General features: G+C 69.6%; 23 protein-coding genes. 14 read left to right on the top strand and 9 right to left on the bottom strand.

Going from position 1 to position 22,552, the window contains the following annotated elements; translation table 11 throughout:
- Nucleotides 1-64: 64 nt before the first annotated feature.
- Nucleotides 65-3,673 carry a family 43 glycosylhydrolase gene (locus ITJ62_RS03240; protein WP_194599667.1) on the top strand — a complete coding sequence of 1,203 codons (3,609 nt, stop codon included), beginning with the start codon at nucleotides 65-67 and terminating at the stop codon, nucleotides 3,671-3,673.
- Nucleotides 3,674-3,740: 67 nt separating this feature from the next.
- Here the strand turns inward: ITJ62_RS03240 and ITJ62_RS03235 are convergent, their stop codons facing one another.
- Nucleotides 3,741-4,094, bottom strand: a complete 354-nt coding sequence (locus ITJ62_RS03235) for a MerR family transcriptional regulator (RefSeq protein WP_121291167.1) — start codon at nucleotides 4,092-4,094, stop codon at nucleotides 3,741-3,743.
- Nucleotides 4,095-4,306: 212 nt separating this feature from the next.
- Between ITJ62_RS03235 and ITJ62_RS03230 the strand changes: the two genes are divergently transcribed.
- Nucleotides 4,307-5,812: a SulP family inorganic anion transporter gene (locus tag ITJ62_RS03230; protein ID WP_194599666.1), complete on the top strand. Its 1,506-nt coding sequence runs from the start codon at nucleotides 4,307-4,309 to the stop codon at nucleotides 5,810-5,812.
- A 30-nt stretch (nucleotides 5,813-5,842) separates the two neighbouring features.
- On the opposite strand, the gene ITJ62_RS03225 is transcribed toward ITJ62_RS03230, so the two are convergent.
- Complete coding sequence (locus ITJ62_RS03225) at nucleotides 5,843-6,421, bottom strand: TerD family protein (RefSeq protein WP_064295082.1); 579 nt, start codon at nucleotides 6,419-6,421, stop codon at nucleotides 5,843-5,845.
- A gap of 121 nt (nucleotides 6,422-6,542) precedes the next feature.
- Complete coding sequence (locus ITJ62_RS03220) at nucleotides 6,543-7,313, bottom strand: GAF and ANTAR domain-containing protein (RefSeq protein WP_228497802.1); 771 nt, start codon at nucleotides 7,311-7,313, stop codon at nucleotides 6,543-6,545.
- 267 nt (nucleotides 7,314-7,580) lie between these two features.
- On the opposite strand from ITJ62_RS03220, the gene ITJ62_RS03215 reads away from it, so the two are divergent.
- The 4 genes from ITJ62_RS03215 to ITJ62_RS03200 are packed head-to-tail and all read left to right on the top strand — an operon-like array spanning nucleotide 7,581 to nucleotide 10,292.
- Nucleotides 7,581-8,690 (top strand): acyl-CoA desaturase, encoded by a 1,110-nt coding sequence (locus tag ITJ62_RS03215; RefSeq protein ID WP_194599665.1) that lies wholly within the window; start codon nucleotides 7,581-7,583, stop codon nucleotides 8,688-8,690.
- Between the two features lie 46 nt (nucleotides 8,691-8,736).
- A complete protein-coding gene (locus ITJ62_RS03210) occupies nucleotides 8,737-8,892 on the top strand; it encodes a hypothetical protein (RefSeq protein WP_162852293.1) in 156 nt (51 codons plus the stop codon).
- Nucleotides 8,893-8,937: 45 nt separating this feature from the next.
- Entirely contained in the window at nucleotides 8,938-9,657 is a 720-nt protein-coding gene (locus tag ITJ62_RS03205) for a tyrosine-protein phosphatase (protein ID WP_194599664.1), read from the top strand.
- 35 nt (nucleotides 9,658-9,692) lie between these two features.
- Nucleotides 9,693-10,292 (top strand): hypothetical protein, encoded by a 600-nt coding sequence (locus ITJ62_RS03200; RefSeq protein WP_194599663.1) that lies wholly within the window; start codon nucleotides 9,693-9,695, stop codon nucleotides 10,290-10,292.
- 79 nt (nucleotides 10,293-10,371) lie between these two features.
- On the opposite strand, the gene ITJ62_RS03195 is transcribed toward ITJ62_RS03200, so the two are convergent.
- The 5 genes from ITJ62_RS03195 to ITJ62_RS03175 all read right to left on the bottom strand — a co-directional run bounded on the left by ITJ62_RS03195 (nucleotide 10,372) and on the right by ITJ62_RS03175 (nucleotide 15,828).
- The gene (locus ITJ62_RS03195) at nucleotides 10,372-10,914 is read right to left on the bottom strand and encodes a GNAT family N-acetyltransferase (protein ID WP_194599662.1); all 543 of its coding nucleotides are present in this window, start codon (nucleotides 10,912-10,914) and stop codon (nucleotides 10,372-10,374) included.
- 45 nt (nucleotides 10,915-10,959) lie between these two features.
- Entirely contained in the window at nucleotides 10,960-11,493 is a 534-nt protein-coding gene (locus tag ITJ62_RS03190; protein WP_194599661.1) for a TetR family transcriptional regulator, read from the bottom strand.
- Nucleotides 11,490-12,458 carry a ketopantoate reductase family protein gene (locus ITJ62_RS03185; RefSeq protein WP_194599660.1) on the bottom strand — a complete coding sequence of 323 codons (969 nt, stop codon included), beginning with the start codon at nucleotides 12,456-12,458 and terminating at the stop codon, nucleotides 11,490-11,492. The genes ITJ62_RS03190 and ITJ62_RS03185 overlap by 4 nt, the downstream gene beginning before the upstream one ends.
- Nucleotides 12,459-12,676: 218 nt before the next feature.
- On the bottom strand, nucleotides 12,677-15,652 hold the full coding sequence (locus ITJ62_RS19225; protein WP_194599659.1) for a helix-turn-helix transcriptional regulator: 2,976 nt from the start codon (nucleotides 15,650-15,652) through the stop codon (nucleotides 12,677-12,679).
- A complete protein-coding gene (locus ITJ62_RS03175; RefSeq protein WP_194599658.1) occupies nucleotides 15,649-15,828 on the bottom strand; it encodes a hypothetical protein in 180 nt (59 codons plus the stop codon). Before ITJ62_RS03175 ends, ITJ62_RS19225 begins: the two co-directional genes overlap by 4 nt.
- 217 nt (nucleotides 15,829-16,045) lie before the next feature.
- Here ITJ62_RS03175 and ITJ62_RS03170 point away from each other — a divergent pair, with 217 nt between their 5' ends.
- The gene (locus tag ITJ62_RS03170; RefSeq protein ID WP_194599657.1) at nucleotides 16,046-16,864 is read left to right on the top strand and encodes a hypothetical protein; all 819 of its coding nucleotides are present in this window, start codon (nucleotides 16,046-16,048) and stop codon (nucleotides 16,862-16,864) included.
- A 25-nt stretch (nucleotides 16,865-16,889) separates the two neighbouring features.
- Here ITJ62_RS03170 and ITJ62_RS03165 read toward each other — a convergent pair whose 3' ends face one another.
- Nucleotides 16,890-17,117 carry an RNA-binding S4 domain-containing protein gene (locus ITJ62_RS03165; protein ID WP_064295072.1) on the bottom strand — a complete coding sequence of 76 codons (228 nt, stop codon included), beginning with the start codon at nucleotides 17,115-17,117 and terminating at the stop codon, nucleotides 16,890-16,892.
- A 100-nt stretch (nucleotides 17,118-17,217) separates the two neighbouring features.
- On the opposite strand from ITJ62_RS03165, the gene ITJ62_RS03160 reads away from it, so the two are divergent.
- The 7 genes from ITJ62_RS03160 (at nucleotide 17,218) to ITJ62_RS03130 (ending at nucleotide 22,551) form a co-directional block, all read left to right on the top strand.
- Nucleotides 17,218-17,364, top strand: coding sequence for a hypothetical protein (locus ITJ62_RS03160; protein ID WP_157579891.1), 147 nt, complete (start codon nucleotides 17,218-17,220; stop codon nucleotides 17,362-17,364).
- Nucleotides 17,365-17,581: 217 nt separating this feature from the next.
- Nucleotides 17,582-18,058: a hypothetical protein gene (locus ITJ62_RS03155; RefSeq protein WP_194599656.1), complete on the top strand. Its 477-nt coding sequence runs from the start codon at nucleotides 17,582-17,584 to the stop codon at nucleotides 18,056-18,058.
- Between the two features lie 54 nt (nucleotides 18,059-18,112).
- Complete coding sequence (locus ITJ62_RS03150; RefSeq protein WP_194599655.1) at nucleotides 18,113-19,309, top strand: M20/M25/M40 family metallo-hydrolase; 1,197 nt, start codon at nucleotides 18,113-18,115, stop codon at nucleotides 19,307-19,309.
- Nucleotides 19,306-20,202 carry an oxidoreductase gene (locus ITJ62_RS03145; protein ID WP_194599654.1) on the top strand — a complete coding sequence of 299 codons (897 nt, stop codon included), beginning with the start codon at nucleotides 19,306-19,308 and terminating at the stop codon, nucleotides 20,200-20,202. Before ITJ62_RS03150 ends, ITJ62_RS03145 begins: the two co-directional genes overlap by 4 nt.
- 41 nt (nucleotides 20,203-20,243) lie before the next feature.
- Nucleotides 20,244-21,404, top strand: coding sequence for a hypothetical protein (locus tag ITJ62_RS03140; protein ID WP_194599653.1), 1,161 nt, complete (start codon nucleotides 20,244-20,246; stop codon nucleotides 21,402-21,404).
- A gap of 16 nt (nucleotides 21,405-21,420) precedes the next feature.
- Entirely contained in the window at nucleotides 21,421-21,990 is a 570-nt protein-coding gene (locus tag ITJ62_RS03135; protein WP_194599652.1) for a hypothetical protein, read from the top strand.
- A 45-nt stretch (nucleotides 21,991-22,035) separates the two neighbouring features.
- Entirely contained in the window at nucleotides 22,036-22,551 is a 516-nt protein-coding gene (locus ITJ62_RS03130) for an ASCH domain-containing protein (protein WP_194599651.1), read from the top strand.
- The last annotated feature ends 1 nt before the right edge of the window (nucleotide 22,552 follow it).

Below are 22,552 nucleotides of genomic sequence, written 5' to 3'. Positions count from 1 at the left end.
CCCCCGCAGCACCACCCGTTCCATCCCGCTCGACAACGACGCCGAACCAGGAGAACCAACCCCCATGAGACAACTGCGCCTCAAAACGGTCGTCGCGACCTCCATCGCGGCCCTGATCCTGCCGCTCGTCGGTGCCTCCGGCGCCGCCGCAGCGGTGTCGCCGGGGACCGCCCCGGCAGCGACATCCCAGTCGAGCTTCCGAGCCGCCCCCACGGCGCAGGAGGATCTGGACGCCGCCGCTGCGGCCCTGTCGATCGCGAACGTCGACGACGTGCGCGGCAATCTGACCCTGCCCGGAGCGCCCGAGGGGATCGACATCGCCTGGGCGTCGTCGGACCCCGCCGTGATCGCCACCGACGGTGTCGTGACGCGGCCCGCCACGGACGCCACCGTCACCCTGACCGCCACGCTGAGCCAGGGCGAGGCGACCGCGACGCGCGGGTTCACGGCGACCGTCCGCGCCGCGATCGCGACCCCCGACTACGAGGGCTACGCGTTCGCCTACTTCACCGGCAACTCGCTCGCCGGCGAGAACATCTACTTCGCCGCCAGTGAGGGCAACAACGCGCTCGACTGGAACGAACTCAACGCCGGACGCCCGGTCCTCACCTCGGACGAGGGCACGAAGGGGCTGCGCGACCCGTTCCTCATCCGATCTCCCGAGGGTGACACCTTCTACCTCATCGCCACCGACCTCTCGATCGGCAGCGGCACGTCCTGGGGTGACTCGGTCCGCACGGGCAGCCACCACCTCGAGGTGTGGGAGTCCCACGACCTCGTGACCTGGTCCGACCAGCGGCACATCGAGGTCGCACCGGAGAACGCGGGCAACACCTGGGCACCCGAGGCGTACTACGACGACACCATCGGCGCGTACGTGGTCTTCTGGGCTTCGTCGCTCTACGGCTCCGACGACCCGGACCACACCGGGAACAGTTACCACCGCATGATGTACGCGACCACCCGCGACTTCACGACGTTCAGCGAGCCGCAGGTCTGGCAGGACCAGGGCGTCTCGCGGATCGACTCCACGGTGATCAAGTCGAGCGACACCTACTACCGCTTCACCAAGGACGAGGGCGCCGGTGGCACCGGGTGCGCCGACATCATCCAGGAGTCCTCGACGGACCTGCGGGCCACGCTCGAGTCCTGGACGGTGCTCGACACCTGCATCGGTCGCGATGCCGGCACCAGCGCGGTCGAGGGGCCGACGGCGTTCGCCGCCAACCCGGGCGACGTCAACGGTGACAAGTTCTACCTCTTCGTCGACGAGTACGGCGGACGCGGCTACATCCCGCTCGAGACCGAGGACATCGCGAACCCCGACTGGCAGGTCGCGAAGGACTACGACCTGCCCGCGAGCCCACGCCACGGCACGGTGCTCCCGGTCACGGCTGCAGAATTGCAGTTGCTCCAGGACAGCCTCGGCGGAGCACCCGAGCCGGCGCCCGCGAACGAGGACGGCGAGATCGTCCGTTACGACTTCGCCGGCTCCGCGGGCTCGACGCTCAGCGACGTGTCCGGCAACGGCCTCGACGCGACGGTCGAAGGCGGTGCGACCTTCTCCGACGGTGCGCTGCAGCTGGACGGCGGCGACTACGTCAAGCTGCCGGACAACCTGCTCGCCGGCGTGAAGGACGTCACGGTGGAGGCGGAGGTCTGGATCGACCCGACGCAGGCCAACCCGTACTTCATCTACGGGCTCGGCAACACCACCGGTGGCGCCGGCGACGGCTACCTGTTCAGCACCGGCAACGCCTATCGGACGAGCCTCGCGACCGGCAACTGGAGCACGGAGCAGACGGTGTCGCAGGGCAAGGACCTGACGCGCGGTCGCTGGGCGAAGCTGACGTACACGTTGCAGGGCACCACGGCCACGATCTACCTCGACGGCATCGCCGTCGGCACCGGAACCGTGACGTCGGATCCGGGCGACATCGGCGGCGGGTGGACGAGCGCCAACTACCTGGGCCGTTCGAACTACGACGCCGACAACCGCCTGAAGGGCGCGTTCCGCGAGTTCGCGATCTACAACCGCGCGCTCTCAGCGGACGAGGTGCTCGCCGGCTCCGGGAACACCGCGGCGCTGACCGACATCGGCCTCGAGGAGGACGTGCTGAAGACCGCTCCGATCGTCGACAACGACCGCCACGAGGTCGTCTTCCCGGTCCAGCCTGGGACGGACCGCACCGCCTTGAGCCCGACCTTCACGACCGCGGCCGGTGTCACGGCGAGCCCCGCCTCGGGGACCGCCGTCGACCTCAGCAGCCCGGTGACCGTGACGTTGACGCCGACCTCGGGTGACGCCGTGACGTGGACGATGCGGGCCGTCGAGATGAAGAGCCCGGTCATCCCCGGTCTCTACGCCGACCCGAACGTCTTCGTCTGGGGCGACACCTACTACATCTATGCGACTACTGACGGCTTCGCCGGCTGGGGTGGCAAGGAGTTCTTCGTCTGGTCGTCGAAGGACCTCGTCGACTGGGAGCGTTCGGCGGAGCCGATCCTCACGCTCGACGGCGCGAACGGGAACGTGCCGTGGGCGACCGGCAACGCCTGGGCGCCGACGATCGGGGAGAAGGACGGGAAGTTCTTCTTCTACTTCAGCGGCCACAACGCCTCCGTCGACCGGAAGACCATCGGCGTCGCCGTCGCGGACAGCCCGGCCGGTCCGTTCACGGCTCAGCCGAATGCGATGATCCTCAACGACGAAGCGGTGACCTCCGGACAGGCGATCGACCCGGCCACGTTCACCGACCCGGTGACGGGGAAGAGCTACCTGTTGTGGGGCAACGGCTCGCCGGTGTACGCCGAGCTGTCGGACGACATGCTGTCGATCAAGGCCGACACGCTCAAGCGCATCGACGGCCTGACCGACTTCCGCGAGGGTGCCTTCGTCAACTACCGGGACGGGATCTACCACCTGACGTACTCGATCGACGACACCGGTTCGGAGAACTACCGGGTCGGGTACGCGACGGCGACGAGTGTGGACGGCCCGTGGACGTACCGCGGTGTAATCCTGCAGAAGCAGCCCGAACTCGGCATCCTCGCCACCGGTCACAGCTCGATCCTCAACGTGCCGGGCACCGACGACTGGTACATCGTCTACCACCGGTTCGCCATCCCGGGTGGTGACGGCCAGCACCGCGAGACGACGATCGACCGGCTGACGTTCGACCCGGAGACGGGCCTCATGAACCCGGTCGTCCCGACCCTCGAGAGCGTCGGTCCGCAGCGGATCGCGGTGCCCGGTGCCGAGGGCACGCTGACGGTCGACCAGCCGTCGGTGCGGGTGGGTGAGTCGTTCTCGGTGTCCGGGTCCGGCTTCGCCGCGGGGGAGCAGGTGCGGTTCACGCTGTTCTCCACCCCGACCGACCTCGGGACCGTCGTCGCGGACGCTTCGGGTGCGTTCGTGGCGACGCTGCGGGTGCCCGCTTCGGTGGTGCCGGGCGCGCACACGCTGCAGGCGTTGGGTGCGGACTCCGGCATCACGGCCGAGGCGGCGCTGACCGTCCTGGCCGCGGATGCCGCGGCTCCCGGCGCTGCGGGCTCCGGTCCTGGTGCGCTGTCGACCACCGGTGTCTCGGTCGTCGGATTCGTCGGCCTGGCCGGGCTGCTCCTCGCAGCCGGCGCCTGGCTGGTCGTCCGTCGCCGACGCGTCGCGTCGTAGCCCGCGCCGACACAGCACCGATCCCGTCCGAGGTGACCATCGTCACCTCGGGCGGGATCGCTGCTGTTCAGCGGCGGGCTTCGAGGAGTGACACGAACTCGTCCGCCATCGCGAGCTGCTGCTGCAGCTTGGCGCGTCGCTCGGCCGCATCGGTGATGAACCCATCGAGGATCGCGCGCGTGTCGTCGTCGGGTGCGGTGTCCATGGCGTCGATCACCCGGAGGAGTTCGGCCATCTCTTCGAGCGAGAAGCCGAGGGGTTTCATGCGCCGGATGAGGATGAGGCGGTCGTAGTCGTCCTGCGTGTACAAGCGGAATCCGCCCTCGGTGCGCGCGGAGGCTGAGACCAGACCGACGTCGTCGTAGTGCCGCAGTGTGCGGAGCGAGAGTCCGGTGCGCTCGGCGAGTTCGCCGATGTGCATGGTGGTCGGTTCGCTCGTCACAGTCGCCTCACTTCAAATCAACCCTTACGTTAGGGTAGAGTTATCGATGGCGGCCGATCGGGCCGCATCTCCCCACCATTCTCCCGCGCGTGACGCCCCCGCGCGGTCGGTGGCGTGCGCACCGCAGCGCCGGACCCCGACATTCCCATCCGGTCCTCACGCTGAGGACCCCGACTCCGACAGGAGCACCCATGGCCATCGGCCTCACATCCGCCGCACCGGACGCCACCGTCCTCTCCGCCCTCCGCAGCCCCCGCATCCTCACCAGAGAGGTGCTGGCGGGCCTCGTCGTCGCCATGGCGCTCATCCCGGAGGCGATCTCCTTCTCGATCATCGCGGGTGTCGACCCACAGGTCGGGCTGTTCTCCTCGTTCGTCATGGCCGTGGCGATCGCCTTCCTCGGCGGGCGTCCGGCGATGATCACGGCGGCCACGGGAGCGATCGCCCTGGTCATCGCTCCGGTCGCCCGCGAACACGGCCTCGACTACTTCATCGCCACGGTCATCCTCGGCGGTGTCTTCCAGGTGGTCCTCGGTCTTCTCGGCGTCGCGAAGCTCATGCGCTTCATCCCGCGCAGCGTCATGGTCGGGTTCGTCAACGCCCTGGCGATCCTGATCTTCACCGCGCAGCTGCCGAACCTCATCGGCGTGCCGTGGCTCGTGTACCCGCTCGTCGCGGTCGGCATCGTGGTCATGGTCGTCATGCCCCGCCTCACGAGTGTCGTGCCGGCGCCGCTCGTCGCGATCGTGCTCATCACCGCGGCGACCGTGGTCGCCGGACTGAACGTGCCGACCGTCGGCGACCAGGGCGAACTGCCGCGCAGCCTGCCGACCCTGTTCATCCCGAACGTGCCGTTCACACTGGAGACGTTCACGATCATCGCCCCGTATGCGGCCGCGATGGCGTTGGTCGGGCTCCTCGAATCGCTCATGACGGCGAAGCTCGTCGATGACGTCACCGACACCCCGTCGGGCAAGACCCGCGAGTCGCTGGGCCAGGGGATCGCGAACGTGCTCTCCGGGTGCTTCGGCGGCATGGGTGGCTGCGCGATGATCGGCCAGACCATGATCAACGTGAAGGCCTCTGGCGCGCGGACGCGGATCTCGACCTTCCTCGCCGGGGTGTTCCTGCTGGTCCTGGTCGTCGCGCTAGGCGACGTGGTCGCGGTGATCCCCATGGCCGCCCTCGTCGCGGTGATGATCATGGTGTCCGTCGCGACCTTCGACTGGCACAGCATCAACCCGAGGACCCTGCGCGCCATGCCTCTCGGCGAGACCGTCGTCATGGTCGCCACGGTCGTCGTGGTGGTCCTCACGCACAACCTTGCGGTCGGCGTCGTCGTCGGTGTGGTCGCGGCGATGGTGGTCTTCGCCAAGCGGGTAGCCCACTTCGCCTCCGTCGAACGCACGGTCGACCGGTCCGCCGCGACGCCCACCGCCCGGTACACCGTCACCGGAGAGCTGTTCTTCGCCTCGAGCAACGACCTGACGACGCAGTTCGCCTACGCCGACGACCCGGAGCAGGTCGTCATCGACCTCTCGCAGTCGCACGTCTGGGACGCGTCGACCGTCGCCGCCCTCGACGCGATCACCACGAAGTACGAGCGTCGCGGGAAGCGGGTCGTCATCGAGGGGATGAACGACGCGAGCACCCGGATCCACAGCCGACTGGCCGGCAAGCTGACCGGCGGTCACTGACCGCCGGTCGTGCCGGCGCCTGCGTGAGGCTCAGTCGAGTGGGACGCCGAAGTCGCCCGCGATGCCTGCCAAGCCGGTGGTGTAGCCCTGGCCGACGGCTCGGAACTTCCACTCCGAGTTGTACCGGTAGATCTCGGCGAACAGCATCGCCGTCTCCTGCGAGGCGTCCTCGGTGAGGTCGTAGCGGACGATCTCCTGCTGGTCCTGGTCCATCACCCGGCAGAAGGCGTCGCGGACCTGACCGAAGTTCTGGCGGCGGTTGTCGGCGTCGTGGATCGAGACCGCGATGACGATGCGCGAGACGTCGGGCTCCACGGCGCGGAGGTCGATCGTGATCTGCTCGTCGTCGCCGTCACCCTCACCGGTGCGGTTGTCGCCCTGGTGCACGACCGAGCCGTCGGGCGTCGACATCTGGTTGTAGAAGATGAAGTCCGCGGGGGTTCGGATCTTGCCGTTCTCGGCGACGAGGATGGCGGAGGCGTCGAGGTCGAACGCGACGCCGACGGTGGTGCGCGGGTCCCACCCGAGACCGACCGTGGCGATGGTCAGCCCTGGGCTGGTCTTCGTGAGCGAGAGGTTGTTGCCTTTGGAGAGGCTGAGGCCTGCCATGGGTGTGTTCCTTCGAGAGTGCTCGGTGATGTTCGAACCTCCATCCTGCCCTGTTCCGGCTGAGTTTGGAGTGGGTTGTGGAGGATCGACCGGCTACCCCATGGTCGGTGCAGGGCGGCGGTCAGGCCTCGTCGGGCTCGGGTGAGCCGGTCCCCGTGACCTCGTCGAGCGGCACTTCCTCGCGCGCGACCGCGGCGGCGACATCACCGAGCCGCCGCTGGCGGGTGCGTGCGTACTGCCGGATCATCCCGAACGCCGTGTCCATGTCGACACCCGCTGCACGGGCCAGATACCCCTTCGCCTGTTCGATGGCGATCCGGCTGTCGAGTGCGCGCTGGAGTTGCTCGGTGGCGAGCGTCGCGTTCTCGATCGTCCGCTGCTGGAGGAGGCTGATCGTCGCGACATCGGCCAGCGCCTGGGCGGCGCGGGCGTCGGCGCCGTTGAGAGCGCCCTCGGTCTCGCGGAACAGGTTCAGTGACCCGACGGTCGTGTCGCGGAGCCGCATGGGGATCGCGTGCACGCCCGCGTATCCGCGTTCCTTCGAGGCCTCCGCGAACCTCGGCCAATGCTCCTGGAGCTCCGCGGCGCTCTCCGCCGTCACCAGTCGACCCGACGTCACCGCCGCGATGCACGGGCCCTCGCCCGCGTTGAGTTGGAGCAGGCCGATGAACTCGCTCCGTTCGCTCGTGGAAGCGACGACCCGCAGGACGTCGTCGCGGTCGGCCAGATGGATCGCCCCGGCTGCGGCGTCGAACAATTCGACCGCCCGGTCGACCAGTGTCTGCAGCACGTCGACGACGTCGTAGTCGGCGACGAGGCTGTCGGTGAGGGTCACGAACGTCTCGATGAGCCGTGCTTCGCGCGTGTCGTCCATGGCGGTCTCAGTCCTCATCTGTTGATCAGCGGATCAACCGTAACCGAGGCCGGAGGTCGTCCATGACCGCCGCGGTCGAGACGCGCTCAGGCGGATTTGCGTCGGGTCGCGGGGCCGTTCTACGCTGAACGAGCGCTGCCCCAGACCCCGGTTGCCGGAATGTTCGTCCTTTCTGATGATGCCCAGGAGCCTCATGAGTTCGCACCCCGTCGGCCTTGTTCTCGCGCGCCGTCGGCGACCCACGTGGTCGACGAGACAGCCCGTCCCACCGGCGGAGTGCGCCCGATGACGGTCGAACGCAGCAGCGGGTTCCGGAAGACCGGACCCAGCGGGAGAACGCGGGCTGGTGGTACCTCGAGCTACTCCGCGATCCTCGCCGAGGTGAAGTCGGCCGGCCTGCTCCGACGGCGCTACGGCTTCTACTGGACGCTGTTCGCCGTCCTGGTGCTGGCCACCGCCGGCTGCTGGGTCGCCTTCGCGTTCCTCGGCGACTCCTGGCTGCAGCTGTTGGTGGCGGCGGCGCTGGGCGTACTGTTCACCCAGTTCGCCTTCCTGTCCCACGAGGCCGCGCACCGGCAGGTGTTCGAGTCCCGTGCGTGGAACGACTGGGCCGGTCGCTTCCTCGGGACCTTCCTCGTCGGACTGAGCTACTCATGGTGGATGAACAAGCACACCCGCCACCACGGCAACCCGAACACGGTGGGCAAGGACCCCGACATCGAACCCGACACGATCCGCTTCCTGCCGGAGGACGTCGACACCGTGCGGAACCGGGCGGCGAGGATCTTCTACCGCCACCAGGGTTGGCTGTTCTTCCCTCTCCTCACCCTCGAAGGCCTCAACCTGCACTGGCTCGCGATCCGCTCCGTCGTCGGCGGTGTCGGGACGCGGGCCGACGTGCGCGACCGGGTGATCGAGGGCGTGATGCTCGTCGCACGCTTCGGGATCATCCTCACCGTCGTGTTCTGGTTCCTGCCGTTCGGCATGGCGTGCGCGTTCCTCGGTGTGCAGCTCGCGGTGTTCGGCGTCATGATGGGTGCCTCCTTCGCCCCGAACCACAAGGGGATGCCGACGATCGCCCATGATGCGAACGTGGACTTCTTCTCCCGGCAGGTCCTGACGTCGCGGAACGTCGTCGGTGGATGGTGGGTGTCGTTCCTCATGGGCGGCCTGAACTACCAGGTCGAGCACCATCTGTTCCCCTCGATGCCGCGTCCCGCACTCAAAGAGGCTCGACGACTCGTCCGCGACCACTGCGCCGCACTCGACGTCCCGTACACCGAGACCACCCTGCTGCGCTCGTACGGCATCGTCATCCGCTACCTCAACCGCGTCGGTCTCGGCGCTCGCGATCCGTTCGCGTGCCCGCTCGTCGCCGAGCTCCGCATACACTGAGCCACCTCACCAACCACCATCACCCACGGAATCAGGAACCCAAGCCATGCAGATCATCATCGTGCTCCTCGTCATCTGGGCGATCCTCTCCATCGTCGGCTTCGCGCTGAAGGGCCTGCTGTGGCTCGGGATCATCGGCATCGTCCTCATCATCGGCACGATCGTCTTCGGCGCCATCCGACGCGCTGCCAGCAAGCGCTAACTCGCAGTCGGAAGCCGCACGGTCGGTTCGGGTACGCTCTGCCAGATGCGGAATCTGGACTGGGACGGCCTGCGCAACCTCAGGGATCTCGGCGGCCTGCCGACACCGCTGTCGTCCACCGGCCTGACAGCGCGCGGGCGGATCGCGCGGGGTCCCCGACGCGAGCTCCTCACCGCTGCAGGGTGGGACGCCGCGATGCGATGGGGGCTGCGGTCCGTGGTCGATCTCCGCAGCGCCGATGAGACCGGAGCGCGCGAAACCGACCCTGGTGTCCGGCCACCAGCCGAGCTGGTGATGACGCTCGCGCCGACCGAGGATCAGACCCATCCGGAGTTCCGCGAGGTGTGTCTTCCGATCCTCGACTCCCCGGAGTACTGGCAGCACAACGTGCGCATCCTGCCGGAGCTCGTCCGCGGTGCGCTCGAAGCGGTCGCCTCATCCGAACCCGGGATCCTGGTGCACTGCGCAGCCGGCAGGGACCGCACCGGCATGATCAGTGCGCTGCTCCTCGCTAACACCAGCGTCACCGTTGACGCCATCGTCGACGACTACGCGACATCGGTGCGTGCCATGGCCGGAACAGCGCCCCACGGCGGCCCGACCCACGACCGCCAGGCGTCGTGGACGTCGGAGCAGGTCGACGCCTTCCTCGACGACGTGACGCCGCACGTGCGGGCGTTCGTCGCCGATGCGGACGGTGTCTTCGAAACACTCGGCGTCGACGAGGCGGCCCGAAGGGAATTGCGTCTGCTGTTGCTACCGTGACGGGCGATGCCCGGCTCCTCGCGGGAGAATGAGCCATGCAGACGCGCTCAAAGATCCTCAAGCGGCTCGGTCTCGCCCAGCAGACCTCCACGATCGTGAAGCTGAACCGGGTGTCCGCCCCGGACGAGACCCTCGATGGGTTCGTCGTCGCCATCGGTCACAAGTGGGTGCTCGTCGCACCGATAGCCACAGGAGGGTTCTTCGACGGCTACACGGTCATCCGCGTCCGTGAGATCGCCGGCGTCCGGTTCGATCGATCGTTCCAACGTCGTTTTTCCGAAACTCGACCCGAGTGGCCCGTGAACCCTCCGCCTGGTCGGCCGACGCCCGATCTGGACTCGACCCGCGGCATGTTGCGGTCGTTCCTCGTGGGGGGAGTTCTCTGCGCCCTCGAACGCCGGAACAAACCCGACCTCCTGTGGGTCGGTGTGCCCGACGAACTGAGACGTCGCTGGTTGTATCTGCTCGAGGTTCGACCTGATGCGACGTGGCACGCAGGTCCGTTGGGCTATCGACTCCGGACCATCACCCTCGTCCGCATGGGTGACCAGTACTTGCGAGCGCTGGCCACCGTGGCTGGGCCCGCGCCCGTCGAAGCCGGCTCGTCCTGGTGGTCTCCTCCCGAGCAGGGGTGACCGGACCGGACGAGCGTGAGCGGACGGTCCTCATAAGGGCGGTTCCCGGTCCGCGCCGAGGCACGCGCGCCCGCTGGCCTCAGGGCTCGTCGTCCCAGGGGACCGGCGTCGTCGTGCCCGACTGCACGTCGCTGCGGAGGATCGCGTAGGCGACCGATGCGAGCGGCTGTCCGCCGACCACGGGCCAGCCCTCGCGGTAGTGGGCCTCCTTCACCCAGCCGGCCCGACGGAAGGCACGACGCATGGCGACGTTGTCCTCGCGGGTCTGCCCCTCGAGCTTGCGGACGGACGGGAACCGCCCGAAGACCTCGGCGACGATGACCGGCAGGATCGCCGTGCCGATCCCGCGCCCTCGCGCGTTTTCGGCGAGCCGCAGGTCGATCAACGCCGTGTCGTCCTCCAGGTCCTCGAGGGTGACGATTCCCACCACCTCTCCGTCTGCGAGTACCCAACATCCGAAGGCGCCGGGCCCGTCGACGATGCCGGAGGTCAGGCGTTTGCGAGCCTCCTCCGTGGTCGGTCGCGGCTGCATGTGGAACGGGAACTCGTGTGCGCTCAGGAACTCGACGAACGCGTCGTCGTCCCGTGGACGTTCGACGGGGCGGAGGGTCAACGCTGGCATCCCTTCAGTATCGCAACGCGGCGCATCGTCGCAGGACACGCCGGCTCATCCCGCAGCCAGGGTGCGGAGGTCGGCGAGCTCGCGTTCCAGGTCCACGTCGTCGAGTGCTCCCGCCATGGCTGCGATCGACAGTCCTTCGAGGCGCCTGACGATCTGCCGGGCGAGGAACGCCCGATCGTCGGCGCCGGAGACCTCGCCGAGCATCCCGACCACCACCCCTTCGGCCTGCCGGAACTGCTCCGCGAGGAGAGCGCGACGATGGTCGGCAGGCAGGCCGAGGACGTATTCGTAGACGATCGGGCGGAGGGTCGCGTCGATGTCGTGGAGCGCGGTCGCCTGTTCGGCGAGGAAACCCTCGAGGTCGTTCGCCTCGTCCCCTGAGCGCTCGTGCGCAAGCGCGTCGAGCAGGATCTCCTCGGTGTTGGCGTATTGGTAGTACAGGCCTCCGCGCGAGACGTCCGCCGCCAGTCGGACGTGATCCATCGTCGTCCGCCAGAAGCCGCGTTCCCGGAACTCGGCGACAGCGGCCTGCCGCAGGTGTTCGCGGGCGCGTGACGACGTCGGGCTGAGCGCGTTCACGAGGCGAGGGCGTCCCGCGCGCGACCGAGGTCGCGGGTGAACCCGGGGACGGGGACAGCCGATTCGGTGGCCGACACGTGGACTTCCGACATGAGCGCCAGGATATCGTCCGTGTTGTGGTGCAGCTCCATGATGCGCCGACTGAGGACGTCCTTCCGGAACATGAGGACCATGACGCGCGCGGCGAGCGCCTTCGGCAGGAGCGTGAACGGCGCGATGTCCCGCAGGTGGTGACGGAGCCGGACCCCGCGGGCCTGCACGACCCGGAGGCATTCACGGATGTTGCCGATGCCCCGAGTGAGGGTTCGCGGGCTCGCCAGCGCTCGTGAGACGACGTCGCCGATCTCGTCGCCCGGGCGGAATTCGGAGGCGATCGCGGAGATGATCCCGGCGTTGACCGCTTGGTGCACCCAGAGCCACTCGAGCATGCGAGGCGACCGCTCCGCCGTCAGTCCGGCGTCATGGAACGCCTGCGAGGCCGCTGCATGAAGTGCGGTGGTGTGAGCGGACGCCGGCGCCAACCGGACGCTGTCGAAGAGGACGCTCTCGACGAGTTCCGCGTCACGTCGGCCGCCGGCGATCGGGTAGCCGAGGAGGTGGTCGTCGTGGCCCACGAGCGCCTGCAGCTCCTCGCGGGACCCCCAGAACCCGCCCATGAGCAGGAGGCGTCGATCGAGTCCGCGGCGACGGAGCGACTCGATCGCACCGGCGAGTGCCTCGGCCGGAACGGAGACGAGGACGAGGTCGACCGTCTCCGGATCGAACGTCACCGGGGTGAGCGGATACCGGAACGAGCGGTCGACCGGTGGCTGCTCGCGTCCGTCGAGGAGGTCGACCGTGGTGGTCGCCGGCCGGGCCTGCGGGTCGGCGTCACGAAGGAGGTGCTGGACCTCGTGTCCGGCTTCGCGCAGGACGCAGCCGTAGGTCACCCCGATGACACCTCGACCCATGATGACGATGCGCATGTGCTCTCCGTTGCTGACTGGTGTGCATAATCCGACATAGGTGTCGGTTTTTTGAGTCTACACGGACACGCCTGTCCAAAGAACGCAACGGGCCACGTGCCGTCTCGCCCCGTCATTACGCTGATGCCCGACAGGACCCTTTCGCCCTGTCGGGGTTCCCGGCCGGCTTCCCCTCGATTCCGGCCGGGACCCGCTTCACCGCCAAGCGGACGTCAGAGTCAGTCGGTGTGTCCGGCGCTCGCCGCGAGCAATCCGCTCGCTCCGGCGACCATCGCGGCCTCGGTCCGGGTCGCCACACCGAGCTTCCGCAGGATGGCCGAGACGTGGACGCTCGCGGTCTTCGCGCTGATGAACAGGCGCTCGCCGATCTGTCGGTTGCTCAGGCCCTCCGCGATGAGCTGCAGCACTTGGCGCTCCCGAGCGGTCAACTCGATGGAGCCGCTCGTGCCGCGCGCTCGGGGGCGGCCGTCGAGGTTCAGCGACGCTCGCTCCGCCAACGCCCGCGCACCGTCGAGCACGAGGCCGGCACCGAGCGTCGTCGCCTCGGCGACCGCGACGACGAGCGTGTCCTGTGCGCCGGAGCGATCACCGGCGGCCACGCGCGCCTCGGCCAATCGGAGCGCCGTGTAGGGCGCGAGCGCTGCCGGTGAGAACGGACGCTCGGCCATCGCACGAGCCGCCTCCCACGCACCGACGTCGTCACCGGTGCCGTCCGGCCCGCCGAGTTCGGCGTCGACCAGCGCGCTCCACAGCGGTGCGGTCGGCCAGAACCGCTCCTCGGCGAGCAGTGCCCGCCAGCGTTCCTCCAGTTGCCGGAGCTGGTCGTCGTCGACACCCGCGAAGGGCCCGGACGCCACGTCGAGGGTGCCGGTGGCCAGCGCGACGCGGACCCGGGCCAGGACGCGGGCCGCGTCCGCCAGTGCCGGGAGGTCGTACGCCGGCATCGGGCGGTGGTCCGGGGCCTCGAACACGCCGACGCCGGCCGGTGACCAGGCCCCGCCGAGGTCGCCGGCCGCCAGCCCGACCTGCATCACGACGCGGGCGACGCCGAACCGCGTCTGCACCTCCAGGCCGGACAGGGAGAGCATCCCCTTCCGCCACCGGCGGTACAGGGTCGCCGCGGTCTCGGCGTCGCCACGCCAGAGCGTCAGCAGGATCAGCGACTGGCGCAGGTACACCGAGAACGCGAGCGGCGGCTGCAGTGCCAGAGCCCGGTGCACCCGTTCCTCCGCCTCGTCCCAGCGTCCGAGCGCCACCAGCGGGTCGACCGCGTTCGACGACAGGATGAGCCCCGAGCTGCGCTCGACGCCCAGCTCCTTGGCTCGCGCGACACCTTCCAGCGCAGACGCGAGCGCCTCCTCGTACGAGCCGAGCAGGTTCGCCATGTCGGACGCGTTCACCCGGTACCGGAGCAGGGCGCTGCCGTCGCCGTCCGCCAGCGGCTCAGCGCTCGCGAGCATGCTGCTGCCGCTCTCCAGGTCACCGTGGTGGATGCGCGCGATCCCACCGATGTTCGCGGCGACCGAGGCGTTCCGCGCGGAACCGGTGCGGACGGCCTCCCGGGCGGCCTCGTCGGCGTACTCGATCGCCCGCTCCAGCCGCCCGATGATCATGTGCCGCGCGCCGAGACTCGTCAGCAGCACACCACGCAGATCGCCGGGGGTGCCCGGCGGGACCCGGTCGAGCGCTTGTTCGAGGAGGTCCACCGAGCCCGGTCGCCCGAGGTTGGCGAGGTAGAAGGCCTTGTCGCGGAGGAGCTTGGCCTGGTCGAGGTCGTCGCGGTCCTCCGGCGTCGCGAGCACCTCGTCGACCATGGCGATCGCCCGGTCCGTCCAGCCGGCGTTCCGCAACGCGCTCGCCGTCCGTCGCATGAGTTCCGAACGCGAGCGCCCGACGAGCGCCGCGGCATCGGGGACCTGATCCCAGATCTCCAGGAGACGCTCGCCGAGCTGTGCCTCCGTGCTGTACGCGTATGCCGCGTGAGCCTGCTCCATGGCGCGGACGGTCGCGGGGAAGGCCCGTCCGAAGTCGCGGGCGAGCATCCAGTGGTGCGACACCGCTGCAGCGACCGGCTCACCACCGACGCCTGCCTCCAGCGCCTCGGCGAAGCCCGCATGAAATCGGCTCCGTTCGCCGGGCAGCAGATCGTCGTGGATCGCCTCCCGGACCAGTGCGTGTCGGAACTCGTACGTGGTCGCGTCCGCGACGAGGACGTTCGACCCGATCGCCTCCCGCACACCGGTGTCGAGAGCATCGGGCCCGCCCGCGAACACCCGCTCCAGGAGGGCGTGCTCGACGCAGACGCCGCCGGCCGAGATCACGCGCAGCAACTGCTGGGTCGCGGGCGCGAGTCGCTCGTAGCGCGCAAGCAGGAGTTCGCGGAGGGTGTCCGGGAGCTCGTCGCCCTCGCCGTCGCGGTCCTGGTCGAGACCGAGCAGCTCCTCGACGAAGAACGGGACGCCCTCGCTCCGGGCATACACGCTGTCGATCGAGACCGTGTCGAGCGACGTGCCCCGGATGGCGATCGCCTGGCGGAGCACGTCGCTGCGGCTCAACCGTTCGAGGCTGTGCCGCTCGACGCGCCGCGTGCGGTCGAGCTCGGCGAGGAACCCGCGCAACGGGTGTCCGCGGGAGACGTCCTCGCTCCGGAAGGTGAGCACGATCATCACGCGATCGCAGGTGAGGGCTCGGACGAGGAACGCGAGCAGGCTGAGCGTCGCGCCGTCGGCCCAGTGGACGTCCTCGACGGCGACCACGACGGGCTGGTCGCGGGAGAGCGCCTCGAACAGCACGGCGACCGTCTCGTGGAGCCGCCCGACGCCGCCCTCCCGCTGATCCTCCGCGTCGGGACCGAGTGTCGGCAGCAGCGTCGCGAGGGAGGCCTTGCCCGGGCCCGCAGCCTCCAGCACCGCGTCGCGCCCGCGCTGCGCGACGAGGTCCTTCATGAGGCCGAGGACTGGTGCGTAGGGCGCGGCGACGTCACCGAGGTCCACGCACTGGCCGGTGATCACGAGCGCCGAGGACCGGACCGACCGCGTGAACTCGCTGAGCAGGCGCGTCTTGCCGATACCGGCCTCGCCGCTCAGGACCACACTGCGTGACTCACCGGCGGCGACGGCGTCGAACACGGCCTGCAGCGCTCGGAGGTCGGAGGCGCGCCCGATCATCGTCGGGCTGGTGGTGGGCAGGCTCACCACTCCATGGTCCCACCCTCGTCGCCATCGGCCGCGGCCTCCGCGAGTCGTTGCTCCTCGAGTCGTCGTTCCCGGCGGCGACGCTCTCGCTCGAGATCCCGCTGGAGTTCCTGCTCGATGAACCGTCTCGTCTCGACGGATGTGAACGGGCTGTAGCTCGCACTCGTGATCAACATGGTTCCTCCGCTGTGCACGGTGCTGGTGTCCGTGCTCGACCACTCACGTTCCTCGCTGAGGCCCCATGCCTACCTCGGGCATCTGCCCTAGTTCCGCGATGGAAGCTGGTGAGGTCCCGGCCACCGCTGCGATGGGGAGCGCTCCCCATCGCCCTCCTGGTGCGGGCGCTCGTAGGGTCGGTATCGGCCCGGAGCGGGCCAGGACCGGAAGGCTGCAGTGAGCACCACCACGATCGACCGCACGTACCTCAACCGCGCGGTGCGAGGACGCACCGTCCTGGTGGTCACCCTCGTCTTCCTCACAGCTGTCGCGGGGTTCATCGGGTTCGGGAACGTCAGAGACCTCGCCGCCGACCTCACGGCGAGCTACACGACGACCACCGGGCAGGTGGTTGACGAGGGGACGGAGCGGGTGCTCGAAGGGTCCCGCCGCAGCAAGCACTGGGAGGAGTACCGCACCGTCACGGTGACGTACGACGTCCCGGGTACGGTCGGGTCCGACGAGATCCGCAGCGACACGGTCCAGGTCGGCGACACGCTCGACGTGTGGGTGCGCGACCAGACCGGCGAGGTGGCGCTGGAGGCGCCGGCCGGACCCGACTTCTGGCAGTGGTTCTGGGCGGTCACGATGTCGCTCCTGACCCTGCTGCTCGCCCGGTGGCTGCTCGTCGCCGTGCGCAACAGCGTGCGTCTGCTCGCATTCCGTCCCGACACCCGGCGGCCCGACTTCGTGTTCTCGCTCAGTGGCGTCTCGGCGAGTACCTCCGGCCGGAACGGCAAGCGGCAGCTCCTGGAACTGTCCGGCCTGATCGAGTCGAGCGCTGACGGCGAACGGGTCGGCCAGCGCGCCCAGCTCATGGCACCGGAGCAGCACACCCCCGCGGTGCCCGGCTTCCCGCCGCGGATCCTCGGCTACCGCGTGAGCCAGGGGGCGGTCGACGGGATCGTCGTCCTGCACCTGCCCGACGCCGACGCGTGGTGGGTGGCGACGCTGACCTTCCCCGCAGACCGCCAGGCGCAACCGGTCGCGGGCTGAGCGCCGCTCGGCGCCTGAAGGAGGCTCAGGGGCGGACGCGGACGCTGCGCCCCTCGAGTGAGACGACGTCGTCGAGCTGCAACTGCCGGCCGCGTCGGCGATCGATCTCGCCGTTGACCCGCACCGCGCCGTCGGCGATCGCCGCCTTCACGTCTCCGCCGGAGTCGAGCAGACCGGCGAACTTCAGGAACTGCCCGAGTCGGATGCCCTCGCCGCCGATCGGGACGTCGGTGATCTGTGTCGGGTTCGTCATCCCCGAATGCTAACAAGGATGCGGCGGCTGGACCGGCGGACAGGATGTGGCTGTACCCTCAGCGGTACCGGGTCATCGTGACTCGCAAAGGAGCACCATCATGGGCGAGAAGTCAGCACGGAAAGAAGGCGGCAAGACCGCACCGGCGAAGACGCTGAAGGAGAAGCGCACCGCCAAGGCCGACAAGAAGGCCGGCAACGCGCGTTCGGAGAACACCGACGCAGTCACGCGGGTCAAGAACCGCTAGTCCTGATCAGCGGCCCGTCGCGGCCGGTGATGCGCTCAGGCGTCTGTCCCCTCACGGAGACGGGCGCCTGTTCTGGTCTTCGCCGTCAGCGCCGCGACCCACCCAGGTGCCGACCTCGACGGGCCGGCAGTGGGGAGCAGTCCCCATTGAGCGTCGTCGTGGCGTGCCCCAAGCTGGACCCTGAGACCAACAACCGTCGATCAGGGGGAGCATCACCATGGGGCACACATCCCGGCAGCGCATCATCCGCACCTCGGCAGCAGCCTTGGCCGTTCCGGCACTGCTGCTCCTGAGCGCATGCGGGAGCTCGGGCGGCGAGATCGGCGACGAGGTCCGGATCACCGACGGCACCATGACGGTCACGGCGATCGAGGAGCGCACCGCTGACGACCTCGGCGACCTCGAACTCGACGAGCTCGCCGGCCAGACGCCCTACTTCGTGTCCTACGAGGTGGTGTTCAACGACGGCAAGAGCGACCTCAACGAGAACTTCTGGAAGGCCAAGGCGTCGAGCGGCGAGGCTTCGCCCATCAACGTCCTGGACTTCGGTGGGGACTTCGACTGCACCGGTCTCGGCGAGGTGTCCGACGGCAAGGCGGAAGGGTGCCAGCTCATCATGGTGCCGGAGGGTGCGACGCTCGAGTCGGTGTCCTTCGGTGGGGCGGGCACATGGCGCGCGCCGAAGGCGGAGTGACGCCCCGGCGCTGACCACTCATGTGCGGGCCGCACATCCCGCTATCGTCGTGGCATGTCCGACCTCAGCCCCGGCGACGACGCACTCGAGCTCGCCCGCCTGCTCATCTCGATCGACTCCGTCAGTCCGAGCCTCGTCCCAGGGGGTCCCGGGGAGGGCCGGATCGCGGCGGTGATCGCGCAGCGACTCGAGAGAGCCGGCTTCGCCGTCGACCTCGTTCCCGCGCTGGAGGACCCGCAGCGCGTCAGCGTCGTGGCCGTGCACGCGGGATCGCAGCCGGGTCCGACGGTCGTGTTCAACGGCCATCTCGACACCGTCGGGGTCGAGGGCATGGTCGACCCCTTCAATCCGCGGATCGCGGACGGCAAGCTCTTCGGGCGCGGCGCCAGCGACATGAAGTCCGGCCTCGCCGGACTGATCGTCGCCGCGGAGCGACTCGCCGCGGCGGACCACCCCGGCACGGTCGTCTTCACGGGTGTCGCCGATGAAGAGGACGCGAGCGTGGGCGCCGCAGCCGTTCTCCGACACCTCGCCGAACGTAGTGTGACGGCGGACGTGTGCCTCATCGCCGAGCCCACCTGGCTGGACCGCATAGCGGCGCACCGGGGGTACGCGGTCGTCGAGGTCACGCTGCAGGGGACGGCCGCGCACTCGTCACAGCCCGGTCTGGCCGTCGATGCGATCCGCGCCGTCAGCGCGCTGCTGCAGGAGGTGGAGCGGGCCGACGACGAGCTCCATCGGCGACCGGCGCACCCGTTGCTCGACCACGGTTCGTTCACCACGACGGTGGTCCGGGCCGGGAGCGCCCCGTTCACGATCGCCGCCGACGCGAGCCTCGTCATCGAGCGACGCACCCTGCCGGGTGAACGCGCTGAGGACGCTCTGGTCGAGGTCCAGGCGATGCTCGACGCGGTCGCCGCCCGGATGCCTGGTCTCCGCACGGGCGCACGGCTGACCCATCAGCGCGAGGCCTGGGAGGCGGACGAGCATGGGCCGGCTGCGCGGTTCGCCGACATCCTCGCCGCCGAGCTCTTCCGGGACGCCGAGGCCGTACCGGCGGCGGTCGGAGCGCCGTACTGGATGGAGTCGGCGCTGTGGCAGGCGGCGGGGATCCCGACCGTCGTGTGCGGTCCTGCGGGTGGCGGACTGCACGCGGCCGAGGAATGGGTCGACCTCGACCAGCTCCGGCGGTTCCCTGAAGCGGTCATCGCCGCGACCCGCGACGCCCTGTCCGGATCGAGCGAGGCGTGACGCCCGGGGGCCCCGACCGCGTCGCGGTGATCGGGCCTGGCGCGATCGGCACCGTGGTCGCCGCAGCGCTCCACGAACAGGGACGGACGCCGTTCATCGCGGGGCGGTCGAAGCGGCCGGAACTCCAGCTCCAGGTCGATGACGAGACGGTGACGGTCCCCGGGCCGGTCCACACCGATCCGACGGAGTCTCCGGGCGCCGTGGACCTCGTCTTCCTGGCGGTCAAAGCGACTCAGACGGCTGCCGCTGCGGACTGGCTCGCCGCGTTGTGCGGCCCGGACACGGTCGTGTGCGTCCTGCAGAACGGGGTCGAGCAACGCGAGATGGTGGAGCCCCTCGTCCGGGCGGGAACGGTCGTCCCCGCGGTCGTGTGGTTCCCGGCCACCCGCGAGCCAGGCGGCCCGGTCACCCTGCTGAGCCCGCCGCGCCTGTCCCTGCCGGAGGCACCCGGTGCCGCCGTGGTGGCGGACGTGCTGCGCGGCTCCCGCTGCACCGTCGAGGTCTCGACCGACTTCGCGACCCTCGCCTGGCGCAAGCTCCTGCAGAACGCCGCCGCCGGACTCATGGCGTTGAACGGACGCCGATCCGGCATGTACCGGCGCGACGACATCGGCCGCTTGATGCTCGACTACCTCGAGGAGTGCGCGGACGTCGCGCGCGCGGAGGGTGCGCGGTTGACCGACGACGAACCTCGACGGCTCCTCGACCAGTTCCGAGCCGCCCCGGTCGACCGCGGGACGTCGATCCTCGCCGACCGCGAACAGGGGCGACCGCTCGAATGGGACGTCCGCAACGCGGTGATCCAACGGCGGGGGAGCGTGCACGGCATCCCCACGCCGATGAGCGACGTCATCGTGCCGTTGCTCGCCGCGGCGAGCGATGGACCCGGCTGAACGGCGGTGGTGGGATCGAGCGCTTCGATAGGGTCGAAGGCATGCTTCGTCTGATCGCCTTCGCGGCTCTCGGTGCTCTGCTCGGCGGCGTCATCGTGATCACCGTCGGTCCGCCCGACGTCGGGTACGCAGTCGCCGGTGTCGCACTCCCCGTCTTCATCATGACCTCGGTGCTCACGCTCGTGGCCCGGTCGGTGGGGAACGCCGTCGGTGCTTCGCCACAGGCCGTCCAGCAGGCCAAGGACGCGAGACGGATCGGTATCGCCCGCATCGACGGCCTGCGTCAGACCGGCACCCAGATCAACGACCAGCCACTGTGCGAGCTCGACCTGACCGTCCAGCCCCTCCACGGAGCGGCGTTCGCGAGCACGATGCGCTCCGTCGTCCCGCTGACCGCCATCCCGATGTTCCGACCGGGCACCGAGCGTGACGTCGCCATCCTGCTCGACGGCGGGCCGGAGGTCGCGTTCATCGACGCTGGCGAGCTCTCGGCCGACGAGCGTGCGCGGTTGCGCGTCCCGGCTCGGGCGTCCGTCCCGTTCCTCCCCGTCGAGCCGCACCGGCGCATCGTCGACGGACGGCGACGCGGACCGTTGCTCGGCGTCGGCCGGGCCGGTCGTCCTGGCCGCTTCGCCCTGTTCGCGATCGTCGCCATCGCGGCGGCGGCCATCGTGGTCGTGCCGTACCACCAGTCCGTCGCGCAGGCGATCGTGGCCCTCGAGGACGGACGCCTCCGACCCGACCTCCGTCGTCCGGAGGCGCTCGCGGAGGCGCAACGGGCGCTCCAGGAGGCGATCGGTCATGACCGTGTGGTGTCGATCACGGTCGCCGCCGATTTCGTCATCGTCCAGGCGCCGCTCACCGTGGGGGATACGAAGACCGACCGGTGGGAGTACCGGTACGGTCAGGTCACCAACGACGGCGCGGCGAGCATCCAACCCGAATCGGCGGCCGAGCAGTTCTCCTGGTCGGACGTCGCGCTCGACCGCGTCTGGGCGCGGATGCAGGACGGTGCCGAGCAGGTCGGCCTGCCCGTGGGTGACGCGCTCGCATACGTCGTCCGGTCGACCGACACCGACGTCGACAGCCCCACGTTCGCCCGTTCGGCCGGACCGCCGCAGATCACCTTCAGTGTCGGGGACGACTACGGTTCCACCTCGTTCGTCGCCGATGCGGACGGCTCGGGCCTCACGGCGCGGTGAGCGGCATACTGTCCTCATGAACCGTGCGCCGCAGTCCTTCCCTCCACTCGTCGTCGGATCGGCCCCGGTCCGGACAGAGCGGGTGACCCGCCCGGCGTTCGTGTTCATGTTGATCGCAGCGGCGCTGATCCCGGTGCTCGGGATGCTCCTCGCCGTGCTGACCACGACCACCGGCGGGTTCGCCCTCGGCATGCTGGCCGGACTGTCCTTCAGCATCGTCTCCTGGCTCATGCTGTTCGCGGTGGTGCAGTTCGCGACGGTCCGTGGAGCGCAGTCAGTGGCTCGCACGGTGCTCACGCTCGACGCCGACGGCCTCCGCGGCAGCATCCCGCAGGGCGAGGTCTTCCTCCCGTGGGGAGCGATCGAGCGCATCTCGGTCCGCTCACGCGGCAAGTGGCGGATCCTGACCTTCCACCTCGTGCCCGGTCTCACCGCGCAGTCTCCGGGCGTCTCGACGACCCTCCCGCCAAGGTCCTTCGCCGCGCTCGGCAAGCTCGGGTTCCAGGTCGGCGAAGTGGCGATCGACACACCCGTCGACACCGTCCTCGCCGCGACGAACGCGTTGACCGGAGGCCGTCTGCGCTGAGCCAGGGTCGACGGGTCTGTCGGATGGTCTGGCACGATCGGATGTATGGACTCCGCACACGCCGCCAGCCCGGTCGCCGCCCCCGATGTCGATGCCGCGAGGACGATGTGGCAGGCGTACGCCGAGCATCGCGGCGGCGCGGGACTGGACGACGCCGATTACACGGTCGAGCACTTCGGCGACACAGCCGGGCTGGCCGACGAGCTGCTCGACATCGTCCTGACCGGGCGGAAGCGGGCCACCGCCGAACTCGTCTCGGAGTTGGCGCACCGCGGGGACCCGCTCCCGCGGATCGGGTCGCACTGGATCGCGTGCGACAGTACCGGGGCCCCGCGGATCATCATCCGCAGCACCGCGCTGCGCATCGGACCGTTCGGGAGTGCAGACGCCGCGTTCGCGTTCGCCGAAGGTGAGGACGACCGCACGCTCGAGAGCTGGCAGCGCGAACACCGACGCTACTGGGAGCGGACCAGCGCCGCCCGGGGTGCGGCGTGGTCGGAGTCCGAGGACATCGTCTTCGAGTACTTCGCCGTGGTGTGGCCGCCGGAGCACGCCGACTGAC

It is taken from the genome of Plantibacter sp. VKM Ac-2876 (assembly GCF_015350715.1).
In the GTDB taxonomy this organism is placed as follows: domain Bacteria; phylum Actinomycetota; class Actinomycetes; order Actinomycetales; family Microbacteriaceae; genus Plantibacter; species Plantibacter auratus.
This window is presented reverse-complemented; position numbering and strand designations above follow the sequence as displayed.

Excerpts from the sequence above, each read along its gene's own strand:
- ITJ62_RS03240 (WP_194599667.1), top strand. The coding sequence starts at position 65 with ATGAGACAACTGCGCCTCAAAACGGTCGTCGCGACCTCCATCGCGGCC.
- ITJ62_RS03235 (WP_121291167.1), bottom strand. The coding sequence starts at position 4,094 with ATGCACATCGGCGAACTCGCCGAGCGCACCGGACTCTCGCTCCGCACA.
- ITJ62_RS03230 (WP_194599666.1), top strand. The coding sequence starts at position 4,307 with ATGGCCATCGGCCTCACATCCGCCGCACCGGACGCCACCGTCCTCTCC.
- ITJ62_RS03225 (WP_064295082.1), bottom strand. The coding sequence starts at position 6,421 with ATGGCAGGCCTCAGCCTCTCCAAAGGCAACAACCTCTCGCTCACGAAG.
- ITJ62_RS03220 (WP_228497802.1), bottom strand. The coding sequence starts at position 7,313 with ATGAGGACTGAGACCGCCATGGACGACACGCGCGAAGCACGGCTCATC.
- ITJ62_RS03215 (WP_194599665.1), top strand. The coding sequence starts at position 7,581 with ATGACGGTCGAACGCAGCAGCGGGTTCCGGAAGACCGGACCCAGCGGG.
- ITJ62_RS03210 (WP_162852293.1), top strand. The coding sequence starts at position 8,737 with ATGCAGATCATCATCGTGCTCCTCGTCATCTGGGCGATCCTCTCCATC.
- ITJ62_RS03205 (WP_194599664.1), top strand. The coding sequence starts at position 8,938 with ATGCGGAATCTGGACTGGGACGGCCTGCGCAACCTCAGGGATCTCGGC.
- ITJ62_RS03200 (WP_194599663.1), top strand. The coding sequence starts at position 9,693 with ATGCAGACGCGCTCAAAGATCCTCAAGCGGCTCGGTCTCGCCCAGCAG.
- ITJ62_RS03195 (WP_194599662.1), bottom strand. The coding sequence starts at position 10,914 with ATGCCAGCGTTGACCCTCCGCCCCGTCGAACGTCCACGGGACGACGAC.
- ITJ62_RS03185 (WP_194599660.1), bottom strand. The coding sequence starts at position 12,458 with ATGCGCATCGTCATCATGGGTCGAGGTGTCATCGGGGTGACCTACGGC.
- ITJ62_RS03175 (WP_194599658.1), bottom strand. The coding sequence starts at position 15,828 with ATGTTGATCACGAGTGCGAGCTACAGCCCGTTCACATCCGTCGAGACG.
- ITJ62_RS03165 (WP_064295072.1), bottom strand. The coding sequence starts at position 17,117 with ATGACGAACCCGACACAGATCACCGACGTCCCGATCGGCGGCGAGGGC.
- ITJ62_RS03160 (WP_157579891.1), top strand. The coding sequence starts at position 17,218 with ATGGGCGAGAAGTCAGCACGGAAAGAAGGCGGCAAGACCGCACCGGCG.
- ITJ62_RS03155 (WP_194599656.1), top strand. The coding sequence starts at position 17,582 with ATGGGGCACACATCCCGGCAGCGCATCATCCGCACCTCGGCAGCAGCC.
- ITJ62_RS03150 (WP_194599655.1), top strand. The coding sequence starts at position 18,113 with ATGTCCGACCTCAGCCCCGGCGACGACGCACTCGAGCTCGCCCGCCTG.
- ITJ62_RS03140 (WP_194599653.1), top strand. The coding sequence starts at position 20,244 with ATGCTTCGTCTGATCGCCTTCGCGGCTCTCGGTGCTCTGCTCGGCGGC.
- ITJ62_RS03135 (WP_194599652.1), top strand. The coding sequence starts at position 21,421 with ATGAACCGTGCGCCGCAGTCCTTCCCTCCACTCGTCGTCGGATCGGCC.
- ITJ62_RS03130 (WP_194599651.1), top strand. The coding sequence starts at position 22,036 with ATGGACTCCGCACACGCCGCCAGCCCGGTCGCCGCCCCCGATGTCGAT.